A 21636-nucleotide genomic window follows, 5' to 3' on the forward strand; every position below is an offset into this window, starting at 1 on the left:
CTATTGAATATCGCGCACTACTTTTTTTCCAAGTGATTCTTCGAGTTGCTGGAGTATAACTCCCTTTTTTAGGAAGAGTGCGTTTTTTAGTCCACTTTCTGCAATACAGTATGCTACTGGACCAATTATTCGAATATCTTTTTCTTGTAGTTGTACTGACGTTTTTTCTTCAATAATTTGTATAAGTTTTTTTCGCACCACCATATCTGGAGGTGTAATATCTTTATACCGAGAAAGAAAATCGAGTATTCCCTTCATAATTTATCTATTCATTGGCATCACAATGTACACAAACGATTGATCTCCGACACTACGTAGTTGTGTCGGTTTACCGACGCCTGCAAATTGTAATGTTACTGAATCTGTTGCTATTGATTGAAGTGCATCAAGAATGTATGCGTAATTAAAACTCATTTGAATATCTGGACCAGTAACCGCTACATCAAGTGAAATACTACTCTCTCCAGACTCTGCATTTTGCGTTTGCACAACGCATTGCTTCTTTGCGTGGTCAATCATCACCATAAGCTTATTAAATTGCCCTGAGAAGATTTTAACGTGTTTGAGAGCATCTCCAAGATCTTGCTTGAGTAATGTCATCTCTGTTTCAAACGCTTTAGGAATAATTTGTTTGTAATCTGGAAATACTCCATCAACAGCACGTGATGTTATATACACATTTCCAAGCATAAACCCAATTTGATTTACATCTCCAAACACTGAAACGTCTCCTGAATAATTTTCAAGGTGACGAATAATTTCTGTTACATTTTTAAGAGGAATAAGTAGTGTTTCGAGTTTTTCTATCTTTGAGATGTTTACTTTTTTTTCAGCAAGACGAAACGAATCTGTTGCAACACACACGAGATGCTCTCCTTCAGGATACAAGTACACACTTGAAAGCTCTGGTTTAATACTTGAAACTGACGCACTCCACCACACACTTTTAAGACCCGTCACAAAATCCTTTGCCTGTATCGTAAAAAGGTTATTTTCAGATATTTTTGGCAGTCTTGGAAAATCCTCATGAGAAAGTGTTGCGATACGAGTTGTACTTTTTGGCGTCGTGAGTACCACAGAATCCTCAATAACAGAAAGTGTGAGTGGTCCTTCATACGAAAGTGTTGAAAGAAGTGTTACAAACGTATCTGCTGGAACAGCTACCGTTCCCTCCTCAGAAACATCTGCAGGAATGTGCACTTCAATTCCAAGGTCCAAATTTGTAGCTCGCACCACCAGTTCTTTTTTCTCCGCAACAAGAAGAACACATCGAAGAACAGGAAGAGAAAGATTTTTTCCAGTGATTCTTTCTGTAGCTAATAGAGCTGTATGTAGTTGTTCTTTTTGTAGGAGTATTTTCATATATAAAAAATTATTATTACTATTAAGAGCGTGGATAAGTGAATAAGTGTGTACTGATAGATGAAATAAGAGTTTTTAAGAACATGATATTTGAATAAGAATGTATAGAACGGAGATATAAAAGGATAAAAAATAGTGTTCTTATGTTTAGATACTTTTTATTAACATTTGAAACACATTTTGTAATTCACTTGTACATATGTACTCCACACAGTTATACAAGACATATCCACACTTATAACATCGCACGCAACTGAGTTATCTCTTGCTCTAATTGATGGTCTGTTTTTAATTCATCTTTAATTTTTTCATAGGAATGAATAACTGTTGTGTGATCCCGTCCTCCAAGTTTTTGTCCAATAGTTGGATATGGAAGTGAAAAATCTTCACGAAGAATGTACATAATCACCTGTCGTGGCTTTACCACCTCTTTTTTACGACTCTTTTTATATATACTCTCTTCGTCAAGGTTATAAAATCCAGCAACAATCTTTACTACATCTTTCACAGCAACTAGTTTTTTTGGTTTAATATTATTTTTAACAACATCTTTTATTTCTTGTATGTTCAAGTCTCTCTTTTTAAGGAGAATTTGGCACATTATTGAGTTGAGAGCCCCTTCAATTTCACGAATGTTTCCTTCCATAGAATTGGAAAGATACGAAACAATTTCATCTGATAATACAATATTGTTTTCTGCTGCCTTTGTTTTAACAATAGCCATTCTTGATTCAGAGTCCGGTGCAGGAATATCTACCGTCATACCAGCGTTAAAGCGTGATTTGAGGCGGTCTGCAATACTTTGAATGTAATTAGGGTGTCTATCTGAAGAAAAGATGATTTGACCATTTTTATCATAGATTTCATTAAATAAATGGAAGAGTTCCTCTTGGGTTTTCTCTTTATTTGAAAGAAACTGAACGTCATCCATGATGAGTACATCAAATTTTCTGTATTTTTCTTTAAAAGAACTCGTGGTATTTGTTTGAATAGAGTTTACGAGGTCTTGTGCAAATCGTTCAGATGTTACGTAATACACTTTTTTATCAGGAAATTTTTTATGAATTTCATTTCCAAGAGCTTGAATAAGGTGTGTTTTTCCGTGTCCTGTCTGTCCATACACAAAAAATGGGTTATAGCGGGTTCCTGGTCGTTCTAAAATGGCCTGTGCGGCAGCATAGGCCAGCTCATTGAACGAACCAACAACAAACGAGTCGAAGGTATATCGAGGGTTTAGGTTGTCTGTTTTATTGATATAGAGGTCTTTGAGGGGTAGTTCATCGGAAGGGTTTGTGGGAGAAACTTGTATGTATGACTGTATTTTTGTATCACTTGGGGCTTTTGTTGAAATAATGTATTCAACAGATCGAATGGTATCTGAAATGTCTCGGAGGCACTTAAGTATTGTTTTATGGTGCTTTTCTGACACCCAATCTTTCGCAAAGAGGTTTGGAACTCCAACAAACACCACTCCATCCTCTATTTTGACAATATGTGTATCTTTAAACCATGTTCGGAACACAGCTTTGGAGACCGTTAGTTCGATTATTCCAAGAACGTCCCTCCATAGCGTTTTTGTGTCTGTTGGTGAAATGGAAGTCATAGGTTTTTGGTGCCTGGTCATTATATACTCATTCAAAAAAGTAAGGGCTTGAGAAAAGGAGAAAACTATGTTAATAATATGGGGACAACAAAAATACAAAACAGGTAACATAAAACACAAAATAAAAAAGTCAATGATTTTCACCACTTTTACCAACACCTAAGCTAAAACAACCACTAACTTTCAACCTCTAACCTCCCCACACCCACTACTATGAAACGAAAATATCAACCAAAAAAACGAAAGCGATCAATGACACACGGATTTCGTGTTCGTATGCGAACATCAACAGGCCGACGAATGATCAAGCGTCGTCGCACAAAAGGACGAAAGAAGATCTCCGCATAAGGCCGCTCTGCCTTCATGCTTCCAAAAAACAAACGACTCGCCACACAACAGTTTGATACAGCCTTTTCAGCTGGACAAGTTATTCGTACGCCACATTTTCTTATCCGACACCATACTTCCCCACTCAAAAACCAGTGGGCGGTTGTTATTCCTAAAAAACACATTCGCACGGCAGCTGCTCGAAACACACTTCGAAGACAAATATATTCTGCAATTGAAATGCTTCTAAAAGAAAATAAATCTTTTACGGGTCACTACATTGTTATTCTTACAAAAAAAGAAACGCTATGTATTGCAGAAATATATAATGAGATACATAGTGCAGTAACTAGACGCATGCTGTAAAGCGTGTACAATACTCTCATGTCACAAGGATTTTTCTTTACTCTTATTACGCAACCGCTCTATAACGGGGTTGTTCTTCTCATGCACGCGCTCCCGTGGGCTGATCTCGGCGTCATTGTTATTGTATTTACTATTATTGTTCGTTTTATTCTCTTTCCTCTTGCACAAAAAGCACTTCGTACACAAATGGCGATGCAGGAAATTCAACCGGCGATGGATGAAGTACGAACAAAATTTAAAAATGATTCGGCCCGACAAGCGCAGGAAATGATGCAGTTGTACAAAACATACAATGTAAATCCATTTGCAAGTATTTTCTTTTTGTTCATTCAAATCCCTATTATTTTTGGACTCTACTACATGTTTGTACGTACAGGATTACCCCAGATTAATCCAGACTTTTTGTATTCGTTTGTATCAAACCCAGGACCAATTTCAACAATGTTTCTAGGATTTCTTGATGTTGCACAAAAAAGTCTACCCCTCGCCATTCTTGCGGGTATTGCACAATTCTTTCAAGCGTACTTTATGAAGGCCCCTCAGGTTGGGTCAAAACAAGGATTTGGTGCTGATTTTGCAAAGAGTATGTCTTTACAAATGAAGTATGTACTTCCTATTGTTATTGTATTTATCTCGTATGCACTTCCTGCGAGTGTTGCTCTCTATTGGACAACGAGTAACCTTTTTTCAATTGCACAAGAAAAAATGATACGAAGAAAAATAGATATGGAAAAAACACACAACGGGTAACAAAAACATATAACATGTAACAAAAAGGTCTCGCCCTCACGTGGGGGCGAGACCTTTTTAATTTCTTAATACGTTTGGAGAGTTAAATCAACGAGCCACAACGAACCATCTTTTTTATTTACAAAGGAAAGGTATGTTTCATCAGAACTTACGTGGAGATCAATGGCGTCAACCCCTTCAGGAACGTACTTTTTTGGATCAAGAACAAACTCAGAATTCTCTGTTGTTGTATTAATTTTCCAAATTTCATCAGAGAAAGAGATCACACCTTGATACCAATCATCAGGAATACTCCCCCGTACATTCGTAACAGGAATAGCACAATATACCACCGTTGTGTTTGTCCACGTGCATTTTTCAGGGAGGGTACTGATGTTTATGGGGGTTCGTTCACTGGTTTTTACATTATACAAGGAAAGTCGTGGAAGGGATTGTGCCAATGAGCCGAGAAGAATAAGAGAGCCGTCAGTGTTAGGAAGTGCCGTGAGGGCAACAATACTGTTTGCAACGCGAGTAAATGTGCCTGTTTGTATGTTAAGTAAAAATCCATTTCCACTGGATTGTGCAGATGGTGCTGTGGTCATAAGAATAGATGAAGGGCCACTCCATGCGACTTGCCACTGTGAAAACGGGTGAGAGAATGCATTTTCGGTTACCCCCTTGTTTACCACATACCCGATACCACCAACATCAGTTTTCATAAGATAAAACGTTTCAGGAAGTGTTTTGTGAATTGAAAGTGTAGAAATATCTTTCGGAAGATACGAACCCGTTAGTCGAGATTCATTTGTTGGGTTCGTGCTTGATGCAAGTGTTCCAAGAAATGTTTCGATAGTATCTCCATCCCCAAGGTATCGAAGGGCAACCGTTAATCCATTGTTTCCCCACACCGCCTCGCGAATACGTGGAATGGTGGTATTTGATATACGAGTTTTTTGTCCAGTTGCTGTTGAGTAGTCAAAAATGTGTCCCGTTTCTCGCTCAACGAAGCGTAAAAATGTTTCTGTGGATGTTCCGAGCGTTGTTGTTGCAAAGGTTGAACCAGCGACTGCTTTTTCAGAAACAATGGTAACAAATTGTTTTTGTTGTTCACCAATACCTGCAGGTTGTCCGTTGGTACTTGTTGCAATGGTGCCCGTCGTGGTTGTGTTTGAAGTGGTATCAAAAAGTCCAAACGGGTTGAATGTTTGTGAAGTGCCCGTTGCTGTGGACGAAGTATTTCTAGAAAAGAACCACCACATACTCACACCCAATAGAGCAAGAACAATGACAACAACAAGAATGATAAAGATTTTTTTCATACAAGTCTTATAAAGACACCCCGTTAATTCGGCACTTTATTCCTAGACACGAATGCCAGTGAGGCCCAGTACCTGTGGGTTCGTCCCAAAAATAACTGTCCCCCCATTTATAAACATGTCCTCCAACAGACGCCTCACCCTTATCTTCTTGGCTTTTTAAAAAAGCATCGAGTTGCATACTGTGCGCTAAATCTACCACAGGTTGTCCTGGTCCGTGGGTTGTGTGTCCGCCCTCTGTCCCCCCGTTAATAATCAAATCCCCCCCGACTCGTTGTAATTCTTGAAGTCGACTTATTGCTGAAGGGGGTAGATCTCCAACATTCGTACAACCTTGTGTTTGTCCGGCGGGGCAAGCGTCGTGATTTACGGTGATTCCAGGAAGTAGTGAGTTGCGGACATTCGCCTCTTGTACGGGGTCGGTTGTGCCATTTCCCCCACTAGTTGGTGGTGTTACTCCAGTTCCACCAGTACCTCCCGCTGGTGCGGTAATTGTATTTAATCTGTCAAAAAGACCAAAGTTAATAAGTTGTGGGTTGATAGTGTTGAGAATAATAACAGAACCAAATACGAGAATGAGACCACCTATAATGCTATAGAATGCTTTTTTTGCTTCTTCTTTTTTTCCAACAACATCTGACATCATGTAGATGACACCGTTGTAGACAAACATAAGAATGGCAAGCGTTACGGCAATTCCAAGACCAATTTTAAAAATGGTGTTGAGATATCCCGCCACCCCACCACCAGCTCCAGGTGTTACTGATGAGCCGAGTCCTGGGAGATCGCTAACAAGAAGTTTGTATGCAACTGGGGCCGCCGCGTGTGTAAAAAATATTGGTACGATATATAGAATAAAAAGTGCGACACATAATATGTTTTTTTTGGAGAATAGTGTCATATTATTCAAGGGTGATGGTTATACTACTTGATGCGCGTTGAAGAATTTCCGTAACGTGGTTGATTAAAAGTTGCAATTGTATTGTTCGTGGTTCGTCGCTTTGTATTGCAACACTTGCGCCGGTTGCGCCAGAAACTTTTTGTCCATTTGCGGTCCACGTGTAACTCAACGAACCCTCCTCACGAGCATGTGTTGATGAAAAGTAAGGGTACGCCTCGATGATCATATCTTTTTCTGTTGTTGTAAAAGATGTTGGAAGTACGCGTTCGAGAGCAATACCTTCGAGCGGACGATTTTCATAAAATCGTATAATGGGATTTACTTTCTGCATTTTAACCATCCCGATCTCTTTTGTTTTTCCATTAGAAACTTCAACAACAATGAGGGGTACGTCACCAAATTGTGAACCTTCAAATGTAAATGACTGTTTACCAACTCCCGAAAGAGATCCTTGGGCCGTGCCATCACGCTTCCATTTATAGGTAAGCGTTGCAGGATCACCCATAGAAGCAGGAGGAAGAGCGAGAACCGTTGTCTTGCCACCCACAGGATAGAGTGCCTTTCCTTTATAAAAGGGCGGAATATATGAATTAACCTCCCATATCATTTCAACTGTTGGCTTAATGAGGTTGGTTGAGACGTTTATTTGTGCGTTTGCGACGTTTCCGTACACAAATAGTTCACATACAAAGAGAAGGGTGAGAAGTATTATTTTTTGGAATACGCTCATACGTATATACTATCACCCTTTTTTATTTTAAGCGGCTATTTTTTCCTCGTTTTCCACACCGCCAGATGAAGGAGAGTAATCATTTAATGGGCCACTATTACTTGCGAGAATTTGGTTTGGGGCTGCTATTTCTTGATTAAAACCTTGTCGTTGAACTAGGTGTGGACGATCTTGGACCCGTGTCGATCGCTGGGGATTTTGCGTTTGTTGAGGTGATAAGTTGTTTTGACGAACGGATTCGCGCGGGGTGATGTCTTTCATGGTTTGTCGACCAGCAAGTGTGGCCGACCCTCCGTTTGTTTGTCGCTCCTTCATTCTTGCAAGTCGCTCACGGGCGCGGGCCACTCGTTCTGGGTTTGCTTCTCGACGAACTGTCTTATTTGCTGTGCGGGAAATATCTTTTTTAAGTTGGTCTTTGGGTATTTTTCCTGTTGCTAGTCCGGCCACCCCTATTCCTGTTTTGTCCTCAATATCAGTCAGTACAATCATAATAATTGTTCCTGTGGTAATAAGGGGAAGTGCACTCACAATCGGAATTGCTTCACCAATGTATTCCACAACAGTTGTTACAATTTTTTTGGGGCTTATGAATGATACGCCGAGCATTTTAAACCAGATGTAAAACGTGATACCAGCTCCACCAATAGCAAGAAATTGCCCAACGACAGGAATAATACTGATGAGATCAAATATAATGGCGGTTCCAATCAGTTTGTAACGAGTCACCGGATCGATTCGTCGTGGCTTTTTGTTTTCTTGAGAATCATTTTCTGCCATAGTGTAGTTACTCTATATTCTTTACGTCCATTCCTTGAGTGAGAAGTTCGTTTTGATGTTCTTCGGACCTAGATATTTTTTCTATAAGAGGTCCTTCATCGGGTACTTGTTGAGAAGTTTGGCGTGACTCTTTGAGCTCCTCGCGCGATTTTTTAAGTGCAAGAATTTGCGATGGGTCTGAGGTGATGATTTGATCCTCTGTATATGATGCAATACTTTTTATTGCCACGTGCTTAAGACCTGCAAAGAAAATCCCTTCCCCGCGATCTGATTCAAGGAGTAAGAATTTTTCTTCATCAGTAAGATTGAATGTTTGTTGCACGAGATCAATGGATGACGGAGACTGCTTTAAAAGGATTTGAATAGATGAGTTGGTAATAATGGGAAGTCCATACGGAGAATGTAAAAAGTCGCCCACGTCTTGCGTGATGGTTGCAATACCAAGGAAATATTTTCGTCCACGCTTTGCAAGACCAAACAAGAGTGATGCTGTGTTCTCATCTTTCATCATAAGCCACGCCTCATCAACAACGAGAAGGCGTTTTTTAAGTTCTCGACGAACAGCACTCCAGATGTAGTGCGTAATCAAATACATAGCAACAGGCTTAAGCTCGTCTTCCATATCGCGGACAGAAAAGACAATAAACTTCTTATTGATGTCTACGTTCGTTGCGTTATTGATGAAACCCGCCCACGTTCCTTTGGTGTACTTTGAAAGGCGTTGTACAAGTGACTCCCCTCCCTCCATGCCCGCAAGTACGAGTTCAAAATCAGAAAGAAGTGGCGGTTCGACTCCGGTGAAGTCGTGTTCACCAGTAATATCCTTGAGTGCATACACCTCGGTAATTGCGCGATCGATGATGGCATCTTCTTCTGGGGTAAGTCCTCCAAACATAATACGGAAAAGTCCGACGAGTGTAATAATGTTTGAACGAAGTACGTTTGCAGGTGTTTCGTCCTCACGGACAGGTGGCAAATCAAATGGATTGATGTGGTGTTGAGACGTGAGAGAAATATCAAAATAGCGCCCACCCATTGCGCTTGCCATGATTTCATATTCACGTTCAGGGTCAATCACAATAACTTCTGTTTCAAACATAAGCGTACGCAAGATCTCGAGCTTTGTTGCGTAGCTTTTTCCAGCGCCGGCCGTGGCAAACATCACCGAGTTATAGTTTGGCATTGAAAAACGATCGAAGAGAATAAGGCCTGAGTTGTGGCGGTTAACTCCGTACAAAATTCCTTTGTTTGATGAAAGATCAAATGATACAAATGGGAAAAAGCTCGAAAGTGGCGCGGTGTTGAGTTTGTTGTGGATACCAAGTTCGTCGGTGCCAATAGGAAGAATGCTTTTAAATCCTTGTTCTTGTTGAAAGAGTGCTGGTTTGAGATAAATAAGACGAGATTCGAGAAGGGATCGAATCTCTGATTCAATTTTATCAAGGTCGTTTTCATTTTCTGAATAAATAGAAATGTAGAGCCCGACATCAAAAAGTTTTTCTGTTGCCTGTTGGAGTTGGTCGCGGAGTGATTCGAGGTTTTCGTAGGCACTATCAAGCATTGGGTCGCGCACAAGACCTTTTTCCTCGCGCATGTGAATTTGACTTTGTACTTCGGCAACACGTTTACGGAACTCTTTAAGGACTTGTGCGGTATCAACGGGAATAATGGAGAGTGAGAGATCAAATATTTTATCCATATTGATAATTGGCGAGAGCCAGTTATCAGGAAGAAATCGTGGGTATGAAATAACAAAAAAGGTGCGCACTACACTGTCTCCCAAATTGAGCGCGCGCGGTGTTATCTTGAGCGCAGATGGTGCAATGACATCTTGGAGCTCAAGTACACCCGCCTCATAAATATCTTTTGGAAGCACAGGGGTAATCTGAACGGTATCTTTCTTTTTTCCTTTGATGATATCAAAAAGTCCCATATATTATTTTTGAAGTCCTTGAAGCACGATTGGTTTTTCTGAATCTCCAGGATTAAACATTTTGTAATACAATTCAACGAGTTCTTCGGTGCCAAGTTGTCTGGCGCGAATACCTGTGCGCGCAAGGTTTTGTGTGACTACCCCAATTCGTTGCTCGAGTTGACTGCGGCTTTCTTCAAACGCGGTGAGTTTTTGTTCTGAATCAGCGGCTTTGTTTTTTGTACCAAACAGGCCACTCAGTGCTCCGCGAATACCGCCCTTTGATGCTGAAATAATTGCGCCAGTGTATGGTACGACAATATAAAAATATTTTGTCATGATACTGACGTTTTCAGTGAACCCTTTTACGAAATCGATATATTCGCGGGTTTGCATTTTAATGAGGTCAATCGTTTGCTCCTTCATTTGCTCTTCAAGAAGTGCAATGTAGGGGCGAATATCAAGTCGGCGAGATTGCACTAGTATTTGAATGGGAAACTCAATAGAGTTGAGCATGTTTTGAAACTGCATAATGATGGCGGATTGCTCATCTTCTGATTTGAGAGCGAAGTTAAGTGATGATGCGAGAAGTACTGAACGAAGAGAGCCGTCTTTGAGAATAACGACACCACTACGAATTTCTTTGATAGGCACGAATGCTTGTGTTGATGCAGCTTTAGGTTGAGCCATGATATTTCTATTGTAGCCGAGAAACTGCGTCTCACCAATGGGCTAGCGTTGCTCTTGGTCTCCACTCAGAGCGTCGTGTACATCCAAACTCCACGCGAGGTCACGTAATTTACTATCTGAAATGCGAGGAACGGTAATACCGGGATCTTGCTCGACTATTTCTTTTTCAGCACTTGCTTTTTTTGCTTCTTTTTTCCAAATGTAGAGTTTATGTGCGAGAGAGTACTTGAATGCTGACTCAATAACGGCAATAAAAGGCTTGTTGTTTATTTTGTAAAATGAAAGAGCAACACCAAGTGCAATGACAAGCACAATAAGAGGAAGTGCAATAAGGAGCGGTGCAAAAATCCACAGAACCGCAGAAAGCCCTACGCTACCAGCAAGATAGATGAACTGTTTAAAAGTAAGTGGTCCAAATACTTTGTCTTCTATGTCGATAAATTGTGGAACTTCGAAACGCATGGTGTTTAAAATTACAATAACAAATATCAAATGACAAATATCAAAGATTTTTTGATCGTGTTCTTTTAATAATTGATGAGAATATTCTAACCAATTCCTGTGCTTCAGTATACACCATTACACACCCATCTCGTTTTTCAGGATTAGTTACGTGCAACATATGCGCCCAGTACATTGTTTCTTTTGCTTCTTTTCGCGTAACGGAAAGTTTGTGAATAAAATCTTTTTGAGATTCCCCACAATCGGCCTCCATGTAATTTGCCCCAATACTTGTTCCTGAACGAACGATCTGCATCAACAGGGGTTTATTTATGTATGTTGGTTGAATAGTTTTGACAAACTGTATAATGGTTTTTCCAAACCTTGATGTGCGTTGAGTTAGTGTTGGTATTTTGTAATCAGGCATACCACGTACCTTATACGGTCGAGATAAAATCCTAATCAATTCAAAATTGATATTTGATATTGGATATTTGTTATTGCACCTCCCCTACTCCACCGGCTCTCTGTATGGGTCAATTACCTTTTGCGATACCGCGGGGCCTTCTTTAATCGTGGTTGCAGATGCTGGAATACGAAAACTTTGTTCAAGTTTTGTTTGTGCGCTATCTTTTGGAAGTGTGTGTGTTATGGATGCTGATGGTACAGAAGATGGTGTTGGTGTGGCGTGTGGTTGCCGTGGTGCGGGTTGTACGCTTGGTTGAACGATAGGGTGTGGTGTTGCCTGGATGATTGGTTGGGTTGTTGCTGTGGTGGAACTTTCTACAGATGGCGCATGTTCTCCGGTTGGGAACATCTTCATTAACGATTCTCGTACAGGGTGGAAAATTTCATTTTCCGTATCAATAACGAGCCTCTCGACAACACTGAGTGAAATGTGTAGTCGAGAAGTAAGATTTGAAACGAATGCATCTGGGTGTTCTAATCCCAATAACACAAGCATTACTTCGTCCTCAAACATTCCCCCATCGTCAACACGAAGGCCCTCTTTTGTGATGATTTTTCGGACGCGTCCAAGCAAATCGAGTTCTGCAAAAGCTTTTCGAAGTGACTCGGGTATTTCGGTAAGTCTTTTTTTGATGATGTCGCGGGATTCTTGGTCCATATTTTTATACACTACACTTAACGTTGACTATGGTTTAAAACCAGCCGGTGCTTTTGGTGGTGGAGTTTCTGCGATTATTTCTGGTTCTTTGTTTTGCTCCATTATTTTTTCAATCTCTTTTGCAATATTCTCTGATGGTTTTTTCTCGCTTCCTGCACGTAATTTGTCCCCCGCAGTTCTCGTTGCAGAAGTGAGTCCACCTGTATATGCCTCACCAATTTTTGTCTTAGTCAGTTCATTTGCTGATTTGACTGCGTCGGTAATTTTCTTTGCAGATGATTTTAGTTCAATAAAGTTTATTATGTTTTTATCCTTGCCTTCTTTGTATCCCCTGAGGTTTGTTTCCGCTCTCTCTTTCTGGGCTTCCAGTTGAGCACGTTTTTCAGGGGTGAGGTTGATATTTTCCAACGCCTTTTCAGTCTTTTTAATGTATGCATTTTGTGCATCAATAACTGCTGAAGTAGTACTTATCAACTTCCTCTGTTCGTCTGTAAGCGCAGCGCTTGTTCGTGCAAGCTCTGTGCGTGTTTGTGAGCGACCACCCCTCATTTCAGTGAGTATATCTTGTGCCTCTCTGAGTTTTGTTTCATGCTCTGCTTGTTTATCGGTGCCCAATCCTGCTCTAAGGTTATCTTGTGCCTCTCGCACCTTTGCCTCTTGTGATGCAACCGCTTGATTCTTTCCGTACATCTCTGCTCTCTCTTGAATTCTCTTTGCACCTGCTTCACGGGAACCAACGAGACCACCCTTATTACCAACCTTTCCTAAATCAGCACCTGCCATGTCAGCGAGCCCTCCAGCAAGTCGTGTTCCGCGGGCATCAAACGTTCCTTTTTGTGCCAAGTTTCCGGTGTATGAAAAGGTTTTGCCGATTCCACGTACCCATTTGCTGTTTGACTCAGTCATTTTGCCAACCGTAGCAGAGTTTGCTAATCTAGCACCCGCTCGTCCAAGAGAGTTGCGCGCCAAGAATGCTGTTCCTCCAAACACCGCACCACCAGCTAGTGTTGAGCCGAGTTTTGCGACACCCTTTCCAGCATCACCTGAAACAGATTTTGCGATAACAAGCGCAGAGATGAGGAGATAGATGACGATGAAGTATTTGATAAGATCGACGGCGGTGGTGCTAAGAAAACCTGTGAGGCCTGTACCGGTGGATGCAATAATAATAGACGGATTATTAAAGTTTGGATCTTTAAGGATTTCAAATACAACTAAAAGTAACGCAAAAAAGATAGGTGCAAAAAATGCCTGCCCCCAGAGTGTGTCCCACCATTTCCCTGCTTGTGATTTGAGTTGCGGTAAAAGTTCACCAATGAATGCAATCGGGGACGTAATTATTAAAATAAGAAAAATGACCAGTCGTCCCAAGAGCATAAATGCCATAACAAGAAACATAAACATGGCAATGAGAACAATAATAATTGCCATAATTACATCAGTTAATATACTTTTGTCAGCACTTTTTATATTAGCTTCATTTGCGATACCGTTGTCTGAGAGTTCTCCTTTCATGAACTTCATAACACCCAACTTGTCCATAAATGCACCAGAAAGACCCTGGCTTTCTTCTACTCCCAAAACTGTGCTCTTTGTATCGTATTTTTGTGTGGCGGTATAGAGTTCAAGGGTGAGGATGTTTGATGTATCAATCACAATTTTTGTGAACAACATACTGAAGTTGATCAGTAGTGCGGCGAGAATAATTTTGGGAATGAGTTTTGTATTAAAACCAGAGGACGACCACGATCCAAGAATGGTATTGATACCCACAAAGAGGAGTGCAAAGACAAATACAATATTGACGAGGTCTCGGATAATCCCCCAACCAGCATTTATTCCAGCGCCGATCCCCCCTTGGGTGTCCATAAATGCACCCATGTGAACTATGGAGAATGAAATACTAGAATCCAAAATATAGGCAGCTATAGCAAGAAGCCATCCCAATATCTCAAGAACGATATAGAGCATCCACGCAACCAAAACTCGTGGCATGGTTATGATGTCCCAAAAATTTGCTCCACCGCCTGTTGTTGACATTGCGCCTTTTGCCTCACCGCCAATGCAGGTACTAGATGAGTTTTGCCACGTTCCACCTTTGGCACGACATTCTTCAGGAGTGCCTGGCGCAGGTGTTGTTTCTCCAGTTGGAGGGTTGGCCGGGGTTGGAGTAGGTGCAGGTGTTGTTTCATTTACTGTTGAGGTTTCGGCTCGTGCAAGGTGTGTATTGGTTGGTAGTGGAACAGATACAAGAAGAACAACCACAAGAAGAAGTGGCAGTGCCCAATGTATTCTTTTTTTAATCCCCACGAACATTGTTACTTTTATGGTACTACATACTCTGCGTTCTGATGTACGCAACACTGTGTATTATGGTTGAATTCCTTCGCCGACATACGTCATTTCAACATTCAGATTTGAGAATTCCCATCCAGGTCCAAGTTTTACTTGGTATTCTCCGTTATCATCAGTTACTCCTCCAATGCTAATGTGGAAACTTTGGTTGTTGTTTTCAATAACATCAGCGGTTATTCCATCCCATGCGCTCGCAATAATATCGTTCCCTGACTTTATATCTACACCAGCAACTTTTTCAAGTGTGTCGTAGGTATATTCTATATGAAGCGTATCACCTACTGCAGGTTCGAATGAAGTTTGCGTTTCTTTGCATGCGCCCGCCAGGTGTGCTTGTGTGACAAGTTTACTTCCATCGGCTCCTTGAATTTTTAATCCGACTTCTCCGATGAGGTTGTTCCACCACTTATCTCCACGCGCAAGATAAAAGAGTTCGTGGAAGTTGTAACTACCGTCTATGTTGGTAAACTCTCCAACTTTGACATCAAAACCAACAATTACCTTTGTGTATTTTGTGTCCGTACTCTCATCGCCAAAGTAATAATCACGAACAGTGTCGTCTGCGGTTGTGGTGAAGAACGTTCCGTTTTCTGAATACGAGATTGGGTCCCCTGCTCCGGATCCGTTGCCATCTTCTGCGGTTGCCTGACATGAGGCACCAATACCTCCGGTACCATCAGGAATTTCTGTTGCGGAAGGAAGGTTTGCTGGGAATTTGTCGTTAGCGAAGTCGGCTGGGTCGTATCCTGCAAGTCCTTTTTCGCCCAAGAGAACGTCACGAATGAGGTATGCCATGATGGCGGTAATCATTTCGTTGAGTTCGTCTGCAAACGAGAGACGGTCCATTTGCAAACCTGTTGATTTTGCAACTTGTTCTTGAATGTATGAGCCAGGAGTCACCGTCCGTTCCGGGTCACAACTTACAGTTCCTTGAGGTGGGCCTTCTTGCGTTTCGTCATATGGTGCTGGTGGCCCCATACCATCCGCAGGTGTTAGATAACAATCTTGGACTTTTTTAGATAAAAATCCACTTCCAAGAGAAATATCTTTTGTTTGTTCTCCAGCGGCGTTGATGAGTCGTATCTTTATTTCCATATCAGACTCAAGGTATGCACCATACGGGTTGTTGTATGGGTTGCTTACCATTTCTACCCACCCGTTCCATCCTCCGGCGTTAAAATCACCGTTCATAAAGTCATCAATGTTGCTCACCGCTCCTGTGAGAGAACACTGAGATGTTATTCGCCCGCTGTTTTGTTGGTATGACCGCATCAGTGCAAGTTGAATCTGTGCTTTAAATGGTGAACAGAGGAGGGGGGCTTTTTCGAGAAGGAGTTGTCCCATAACGGCATCTGCGGTTTGAAGCATGTGCTGACTAACATTTGTGACGAATACAGGATTTCCTTCAAAACCACTCTGTGCCCAGACGGTAATACTCTTTATCATGTCTTCAATAATAGTATTGACCACTTGATAGAGAATGCAGTCGATGGCTTTCTTAACACCGGTTGAGGCCTCTGATCCAGGAAGTGTTGCTGCCGGCATAAGTGCGACTCCTGCAGAAATATATTTCATTGCGGTTGCGACAACAACACATGAGGCAGCTCCGGCGACAAAACCTTTTCCAAGCTCACCAAGTTGAATTCCACCGGCGGCCTCTAGCCGTTGTATTTTAAGGCCAGTTGAAAGAGAGAGACTGATGGGCATCACCACAAAAAGTGTGATAAGGAAGAGTGTGAGTAGTTTTGTACAAAAAGAGTTCATGAAAGAGTGTTAGTACATGGTAACAAGTAAAAAGCCGTCTTCCAACTTTGTGTAGGTAACCCTTTTTGAAACAAGGAATGATTTAATGTCGCGCAATTTTGATGTTGTTGCCTCAATGTTTCCTTGATATTTTTGTAATACAGGAAGAACAGTCACTGAATCTGCCGAAAGATTCTCAAGGCGTTCAAGTATAAGTGTGTTTGTTTGTATGCCGTTCATGAAAGCAATATATGTTGGAGCAATCTCTTTTGGTACGGGAATAGAGCGAAGTCTGGCGAGTACGATTTTGTAGTGTTCAATAACAGGTGCAAGTTTTTTGAGAGATGATACCGCGCCGGTATTTACAAATTCGGCAAGTGCAAAAAATTCATTATTTTGTTCAGACGAGGTGACCTTAAGTGCTCCAGCAACGGCATTTCCATACGCATGTAGTTGCTCGGGGGTTGCTTGAGAAATAATCGTAAGGTCGCTCAACTGGACCATTTTTTGATCGAGATTTGCTGGTGTAACGATGGCGTTGCCTAAAAGTGCTGCTACTTGATTTGCGTCATCGGTAGTAAGTGGAACTCCGGCGTTTTTAAAGGCAATAACTTGTTCAAAAAGTGCTCGAGAAAGGGCGTCGGTTTTGGTCAGGTTTTTATTTTGTTCAAAAAAGGAAAATAAACTACTTGTTGCCGAACTCACGATTTCCTCCTTTGTTTTTTCTGCGGTTGCCTTTTGATTTTGTACATAGGCAAAATCACTAACACCATCCCCATTTGAATCGCTCTTGGTAGGATCGGTTCCCCAGAGTGACTCCTCCCAATCTTTAAGGCCATCTGCATCAGAATCTGTTTCACTAAACGTCGTGCGAGTAGCCGTTGAGTTATTTTTGGGTGTGATGGTTGATTCCGAAGTAGGCGGGTGTGTTTTTAGGACAATTGTGGCAACAATAATCGCAATGGCAATAATACCAATAGCAAAAACGCGTTTGCCTGGTTTGTGTAACGTTAATTCTGATTCCATACAATGAAAAGTAAACACACCACGTGTTGTCGTTCTCCATTCTACGCTATACTATGCGTATGTCTATGCAAAAAAATATTTTCCTGTGTATAGGTATGTGCGTCGGTATTTTTTTGACACCACTTTTTTCTAATGCATCAACGGAACTATTTTTTCGTAACTTAACCATTGGTGATTCCGGCTCTGACGTGGTGCAGTTACAGGTTTTTTTAAATCAAAATTCGGCAACTAAGATTTTGGGAACAGGACCAGGGTCTCCAGGAAAAGAAACGACATATTATGGCGCACTGACAGCCGATGCGGTACGGCGATACCAAGAACTGCATTCCCAAGAAATCCTTGTTCCATATGGCTTAAAATCGGGAACGGGTGTTTTTGGTGCGGGAACACGCGCACTTGTGGGGCTTTCTGTTGGTCTTGGGCAAGGTAATGTGTCCATGGGTGTATCTCCACAACAAACAACCCAAACTAAGGATTCTGGTACGGGTGGTACGAGTACATTTAGTGGCATGGTCAAGCCGGTTGTTGTGGATACAGCGGTAGATCCTGACAAAAAGACGAAGGAGCTATTTACCAGCATTATGACAAAAGCTAAGCCGTCTATTATTTCTCAAAAACAAATAGATGAGGCAAAAAAAGACACGCAGGTTATTTCTGAAACAAAAATAACCCCACCAACGACGCAGGCAATACTAGATCTTGAACAAAAACAAAATGAAAAAAATGCAGAACTGTTCATCACACTTCTTCAAGAAGGTGGATATCTAAAAGATATGGATGCAAAAGTACAAGATGCGGTTAAAAAACAGATTCGTGAAAACTCCAAGAAGGATATTATGTCTCTGGTGAAAGCTACTGAAGATGTTGCGTGGAAAATTCCAGAGGTGCAAAAACCAACGACGCTTTTGGCTGGTTTTGGGGATTCTCTACTGAGTATGTTTCGACCAAAACAAGCTGATGCTTTTGCTATACCGATTTTTGGAGGGTATGTATACTACCGTTTTTTGTGTACCGCAAGCGGAACGTGGGCAATTGTTGTTGGGTTACCTATGCCGGCATGGCTTGGGTATACGTACGTTCAAAAGTTTGCCTACTGGCAGATGCCTTTTGCCCTTATAACTGCGGGGTGGTATACGCCAGGAGTTCAGACGTGTTACTTCCAAGCGGGCCCGTACACAGTGTTGATTCCAACGATGGGAGTGATGACCTTCTTTATGGGGTCTTCATTACCGTAGTCAATGCAACCCAATCCTCGGCGGATAGTTCTTCTGCCCGAGCATTTGGAGAAAAACCACGCTCGATTAAGAAACGCGAAAGCGTTTCTTTTGGTATGAGGCTCGCAAGATTGGGAACGAGTTGTTTTCGTTTGTGGGCAAATCCTGTTTTAACGAGGGTAAAGAAGGTTGTTTCGTCGACAGGTGAAAGGTGCGATGTGATGTTGGTGATGAGAAGAATTGCGGAATCAACTTTTGGCGCAGGAGAAAAATATTTTTTTGAAACATTCATGACAAGCTTCGGTGTGCCAAAGACTTTAACTGACATCGAAAGAATACTCTCCTTTCCATCGTGTGCGACAATACGTTGTGCAACTTCTTTTTGTACAAGCACTACGATGCGTTCAGGTTTGTGTGTTCCTGCTAAAAATAATTCGAGAATTTCTCCCGTGATGTAGTACGGAATGTTTGCAATTAACTTGTAACGTGAATCATCTAGCGCGTAATGAGAAAAATCAAACGTGCGAATGTCATCTCGAACAATCTGTAATTGTTTTGATGTAATTTCTGGAGCAAATATTTCCTGCAGGTATGTAACAAGGTCGGCATCTTTTTCAATCGCGAGCACACGACATCCTGTATCAAGGAGTGCTCGCGTCAGGGCTCCCTTCCCTGGTCCAATTTCAAGCACAGTGTCTGTTGCGGATAGTTCACCTACCTCAATAATTTTATTGAGTGCAACTTTTGATTTTAAAAAGTTTTGCCCTAGTTCTTTTTTTGCACGATGTGTCATGTTTAAAAAATTAAAGTAGTTTCTATGTGTGTTTGTGTTTTGTACCGATATATCGGTACAAAATATTTGTGTTATTTTGCTACCACTTACTACTTCCTACATTCTACCTTCTATTTTCTAAACCAATCACCAATCTCTCACTCCTAACTCCCCACCCCCACTCTTTAAAAGTCTATATCAAGGAGTCCTTTTCCAAAACCACCTTGCGGTTTCCACTCGTTTGTTGGGGTGACGTCCTCAATAAGATCGGTATCCATTTCGGTAACAAATCGCGAGGGCGTATTGATAGTCGCCGTTCCATAAATAGTACGAATGAATGCGTAGGAAAGGTGTGCTTGGTGGCGTGCGCGGGTGAGTGCAACGTAAAAAAGTCGGCGCTCCTCCTCACGTTCTTCTGGCGTATCACGTGTCTCGCTTCGCTCGTCCGGAAACAGCCCTTCTTCGAGTCCGGCAATAAAAACATGAGCAAATTCAAGGCCTTTTGCGGCGTGGATGGTCATAAGCTTTACGGATGACTCGTCGTTTTTGAGTGCATCTTGATCGCTTGCTAGTGATGCGTTTTCAAGGAATGCACTGATTCCCTCTTCGAGCGGAAGTGCGTCGTATCGCGTTGCAATCGTTGCAAGCTCTTTCATGTTGGCAAGGCGTTCTATGTCGTCGTCACCTCCGTGTATAAGATCGAGTTCAAGTCCACTTTCTTTAATTACAAACTTCACCACGTCGGAGGGTTTGTGTGTGCGCGCTACTTCTGCAACGCGTCCGAGAAGTGCACGGAAGCGTTCGATTTTTTCTTTCATCTTTGCAGGCAAATCGTGTTCTTGGTATGAAAGAATTTTGAGCAGTGTTGTTTTCCCAATTCCGCGTGCGGGCACATTAATGATGCGCGCAATGGCGGTGGTGCTGTCTGGGTTGAGTGCGGCGATAATGTACGAGAGAATATCTTTCACCTCTTTTCGTTCAAAAAATCGTACGCCAAGCATTTGATACGGCACGTGCGTGTTTAAAAACGCCTCTTCAAGTACACGTGACTGAAAGTTTGCGCGAAAGAGCACAGCAATTTCATTTGCTGGAACCCCGCTCGCAATTAATTCCTGTGCGCGTGTTGCAACCCACGTTGCTTCATCTGTTTCGTTTGCTGCAGTGTAGAGCTCTATCTTTTCTCCGTTGGAGCTATTGGTAAAAAGATTTTTTTCTTTTCTAAATTCATTTTGTGCAATGGCACTGTTTGCTGCGGAGAGGATTGTTTGCGTTGAACGATAGTTTTCTTCAAGCATCACGATGGTGACATTTGCAAAATCTTTTTCAAACCGCGCGAGATTACGCATGTCCGCACTTCGCCATGTGTAAATACACTGGTCATGATCGCCAACAACGCAAATATTTCCATGTCCGCCTGCTAATAGTTTGGTAAATTCGTACTGCACCGTGTTGGTGTCTTGATACTCGTCAACGTGCACGTGTGACCATCGCTGTTGGTAGTGTTCTAGAATATCTGGATTTTTTTTGAGGAGTTCAAGAGTTGAGAGAAGAAGGTCGTCAAAATCAAATGCCTTTTCTTTGGTGAGTACGTCATTGTATTTTTCCCACACAGGTACAACCAATCGTTCAAAATAGGACGAACCTGCTTTTTCTTTAAACTTTGAAAGTGTCGTCGCTTCACCTTTGTTTTTTGAAATAACTGAAAGGAATGCGTTTGGTGAGTGTTGTTTTGGATCCAAACCGAGATCTTTTACAATTCGTTTTATTGCCGAGAGCGAATTATCTCGATCAAAAATGGTGAAGTACTTAGTTACGCCGAGTCGCGCTGCACTTTCTCGAAGGATTTTGACACCGAGGGAGTGGAAGGTTCCGACGAAGGGAGAAGTGGTAGCTGGTATGTGGTAGCTGGCATGTAGGGTCCTTCCAAGGAGGTGGCCGACCCGCTCGCGCATTTCAGTTGCTGCTTTGTTGGTGAACGTAATGGCAAGGATTTTCTCTGGAAGTACCCCACTATTAATAAGGTGGAGTATGCGGGTCGTGATAACGCGTGTTTTTCCTGTTCCGGCCCCAGCAATAATCATAAGGGCGCCATCAATATGCTCAACAGCCCTTCGTTGGGCAGGATTTAAGCTTTCAAGGTAATGCATGGACGCATCATACCACGGCGCATGGGCGCCAAATAACAAATATCCAATATCAAATACCAATGAAATTAGAAGTTTAAAAAGTAGGAAGTAGTAGGC

At 41.8% G+C, this 21636-nt stretch carries 21 protein-coding genes; 4 read left to right on the plus strand and 17 right to left on the minus strand.

Annotated features, from left to right (window positions below; genetic code table 11):
• From IPJ70_03055 to dnaA, 3 genes are all read right to left on the minus strand, one after another.
• Positions 1-258 (minus strand): hypothetical protein, encoded by a 258-nt coding sequence (locus IPJ70_03055; protein ID QQR82235.1) that lies wholly within the window; start codon positions 256-258, stop codon positions 1-3.
• Between the two features lie 3 nt (positions 259-261).
• Positions 262-1362: a DNA polymerase III subunit beta gene (gene dnaN, locus IPJ70_03060; protein QQR82236.1), complete on the minus strand. Its 1101-nt coding sequence runs from the start codon at positions 1360-1362 to the stop codon at positions 262-264.
• Between the two features lie 235 nt (positions 1363-1597).
• Positions 1598-2965 (minus strand): chromosomal replication initiator protein DnaA, encoded by a 1368-nt coding sequence (gene dnaA / locus IPJ70_03065; GenBank protein ID QQR82237.1) that lies wholly within the window; start codon positions 2963-2965, stop codon positions 1598-1600.
• A 213-nt stretch (positions 2966-3178) separates the two neighbouring features.
• Between dnaA and rpmH the strand changes: the two genes are divergently transcribed.
• From rpmH to IPJ70_03080, 3 genes are read left to right on the plus strand one after another with little or no spacing between them, the layout of a single operon-like run.
• On the plus strand, positions 3179-3313 hold the full coding sequence (rpmH, locus tag IPJ70_03070; protein ID QQR82238.1) for a 50S ribosomal protein L34: 135 nt from the start codon (positions 3179-3181) through the stop codon (positions 3311-3313).
• Positions 3314-3328: 15 nt separating this feature from the next.
• Positions 3329-3658, plus strand: a complete 330-nt coding sequence (locus IPJ70_03075; GenBank protein ID QQR82239.1) for a ribonuclease P protein component — start codon at positions 3329-3331, stop codon at positions 3656-3658.
• Between the two features lie 18 nt (positions 3659-3676).
• Entirely contained in the window at positions 3677-4408 is a 732-nt protein-coding gene (locus IPJ70_03080; protein QQR82240.1) for a YidC/Oxa1 family membrane protein insertase, read from the plus strand.
• A 65-nt stretch (positions 4409-4473) separates the two neighbouring features.
• On the opposite strand, the gene IPJ70_03085 is transcribed toward IPJ70_03080, so the two are convergent.
• The 12 genes from IPJ70_03085 to IPJ70_03140 form a co-directional block, all read right to left on the minus strand.
• Positions 4474-5709 (minus strand): hypothetical protein, encoded by a 1236-nt coding sequence (locus IPJ70_03085; protein ID QQR82241.1) that lies wholly within the window; start codon positions 5707-5709, stop codon positions 4474-4476.
• Positions 5710-5716: 7 nt separating this feature from the next.
• Positions 5717-6607: a hypothetical protein gene (locus IPJ70_03090; GenBank protein ID QQR82242.1), complete on the minus strand. Its 891-nt coding sequence runs from the start codon at positions 6605-6607 to the stop codon at positions 5717-5719.
• Position 6608: 1 nt separating this feature from the next.
• A complete protein-coding gene (locus IPJ70_03095; protein QQR82243.1) occupies positions 6609-7337 on the minus strand; it encodes a hypothetical protein in 729 nt (242 codons plus the stop codon).
• Between the two features lie 27 nt (positions 7338-7364).
• Positions 7365-8114, minus strand: a complete 750-nt coding sequence (locus tag IPJ70_03100) for a hypothetical protein (protein QQR82244.1) — start codon at positions 8112-8114, stop codon at positions 7365-7367.
• A 7-nt stretch (positions 8115-8121) separates the two neighbouring features.
• Positions 8122-10047, minus strand: coding sequence for a conjugal transfer protein TraC (locus IPJ70_03105; GenBank protein QQR82245.1), 1926 nt, complete (start codon positions 10045-10047; stop codon positions 8122-8124).
• A 3-nt stretch (positions 10048-10050) separates the two neighbouring features.
• Positions 10051-10716, minus strand: a complete 666-nt coding sequence (locus IPJ70_03110; GenBank protein QQR82246.1) for a hypothetical protein — start codon at positions 10714-10716, stop codon at positions 10051-10053.
• Positions 10717-10758: 42 nt separating this feature from the next.
• Positions 10759-11178: a PrgI family protein gene (locus IPJ70_03115; protein ID QQR82247.1), complete on the minus strand. Its 420-nt coding sequence runs from the start codon at positions 11176-11178 to the stop codon at positions 10759-10761.
• Positions 11179-11218: 40 nt separating this feature from the next.
• Positions 11219-11584 (minus strand): four helix bundle protein, encoded by a 366-nt coding sequence (locus IPJ70_03120; protein QQR82248.1) that lies wholly within the window; start codon positions 11582-11584, stop codon positions 11219-11221.
• Between the two features lie 84 nt (positions 11585-11668).
• Positions 11669-12283 (minus strand): hypothetical protein, encoded by a 615-nt coding sequence (locus tag IPJ70_03125; GenBank protein QQR82249.1) that lies wholly within the window; start codon positions 12281-12283, stop codon positions 11669-11671.
• 27 nt (positions 12284-12310) lie between these two features.
• Complete coding sequence (locus tag IPJ70_03130) at positions 12311-14599, minus strand: hypothetical protein (GenBank protein ID QQR82250.1); 2289 nt, start codon at positions 14597-14599, stop codon at positions 12311-12313.
• Positions 14600-14653: 54 nt separating this feature from the next.
• Positions 14654-16402 carry a hypothetical protein gene (locus IPJ70_03135; GenBank protein QQR82251.1) on the minus strand — a complete coding sequence of 583 codons (1749 nt, stop codon included), beginning with the start codon at positions 16400-16402 and terminating at the stop codon, positions 14654-14656.
• A 9-nt stretch (positions 16403-16411) separates the two neighbouring features.
• Positions 16412-17407, minus strand: coding sequence for a hypothetical protein (locus IPJ70_03140; protein ID QQR82252.1), 996 nt, complete (start codon positions 17405-17407; stop codon positions 16412-16414).
• A gap of 65 nt (positions 17408-17472) precedes the next feature.
• Here IPJ70_03140 and IPJ70_03145 point away from each other — a divergent pair, with 65 nt between their 5' ends.
• Entirely contained in the window at positions 17473-18642 is a 1170-nt protein-coding gene (locus tag IPJ70_03145; protein ID QQR82253.1) for a peptidoglycan-binding protein, read from the plus strand.
• Here the strand turns inward: IPJ70_03145 and rsmA are convergent.
• Positions 18620-19414 (minus strand): ribosomal RNA small subunit methyltransferase A, encoded by a 795-nt coding sequence (gene rsmA, locus IPJ70_03150; protein ID QQR82254.1) that lies wholly within the window; start codon positions 19412-19414, stop codon positions 18620-18622. The two genes, IPJ70_03145 and rsmA, sit on opposite strands and share 23 nt — an antisense overlap.
• Before the next feature lie 164 nt (positions 19415-19578).
• Positions 19579-21600, minus strand: a complete 2022-nt coding sequence (locus tag IPJ70_03155; GenBank protein QQR82255.1) for a UvrD-helicase domain-containing protein — start codon at positions 21598-21600, stop codon at positions 19579-19581.
• Positions 21601-21636 lie beyond the last annotated feature (36 nt).

Source organism: Candidatus Campbellbacteria bacterium (assembly GCA_016699465.1).
GTDB lineage: Bacteria > Patescibacteriota > Minisyncoccia > Phycocordibacterales > EsbW-18 > EsbW-18.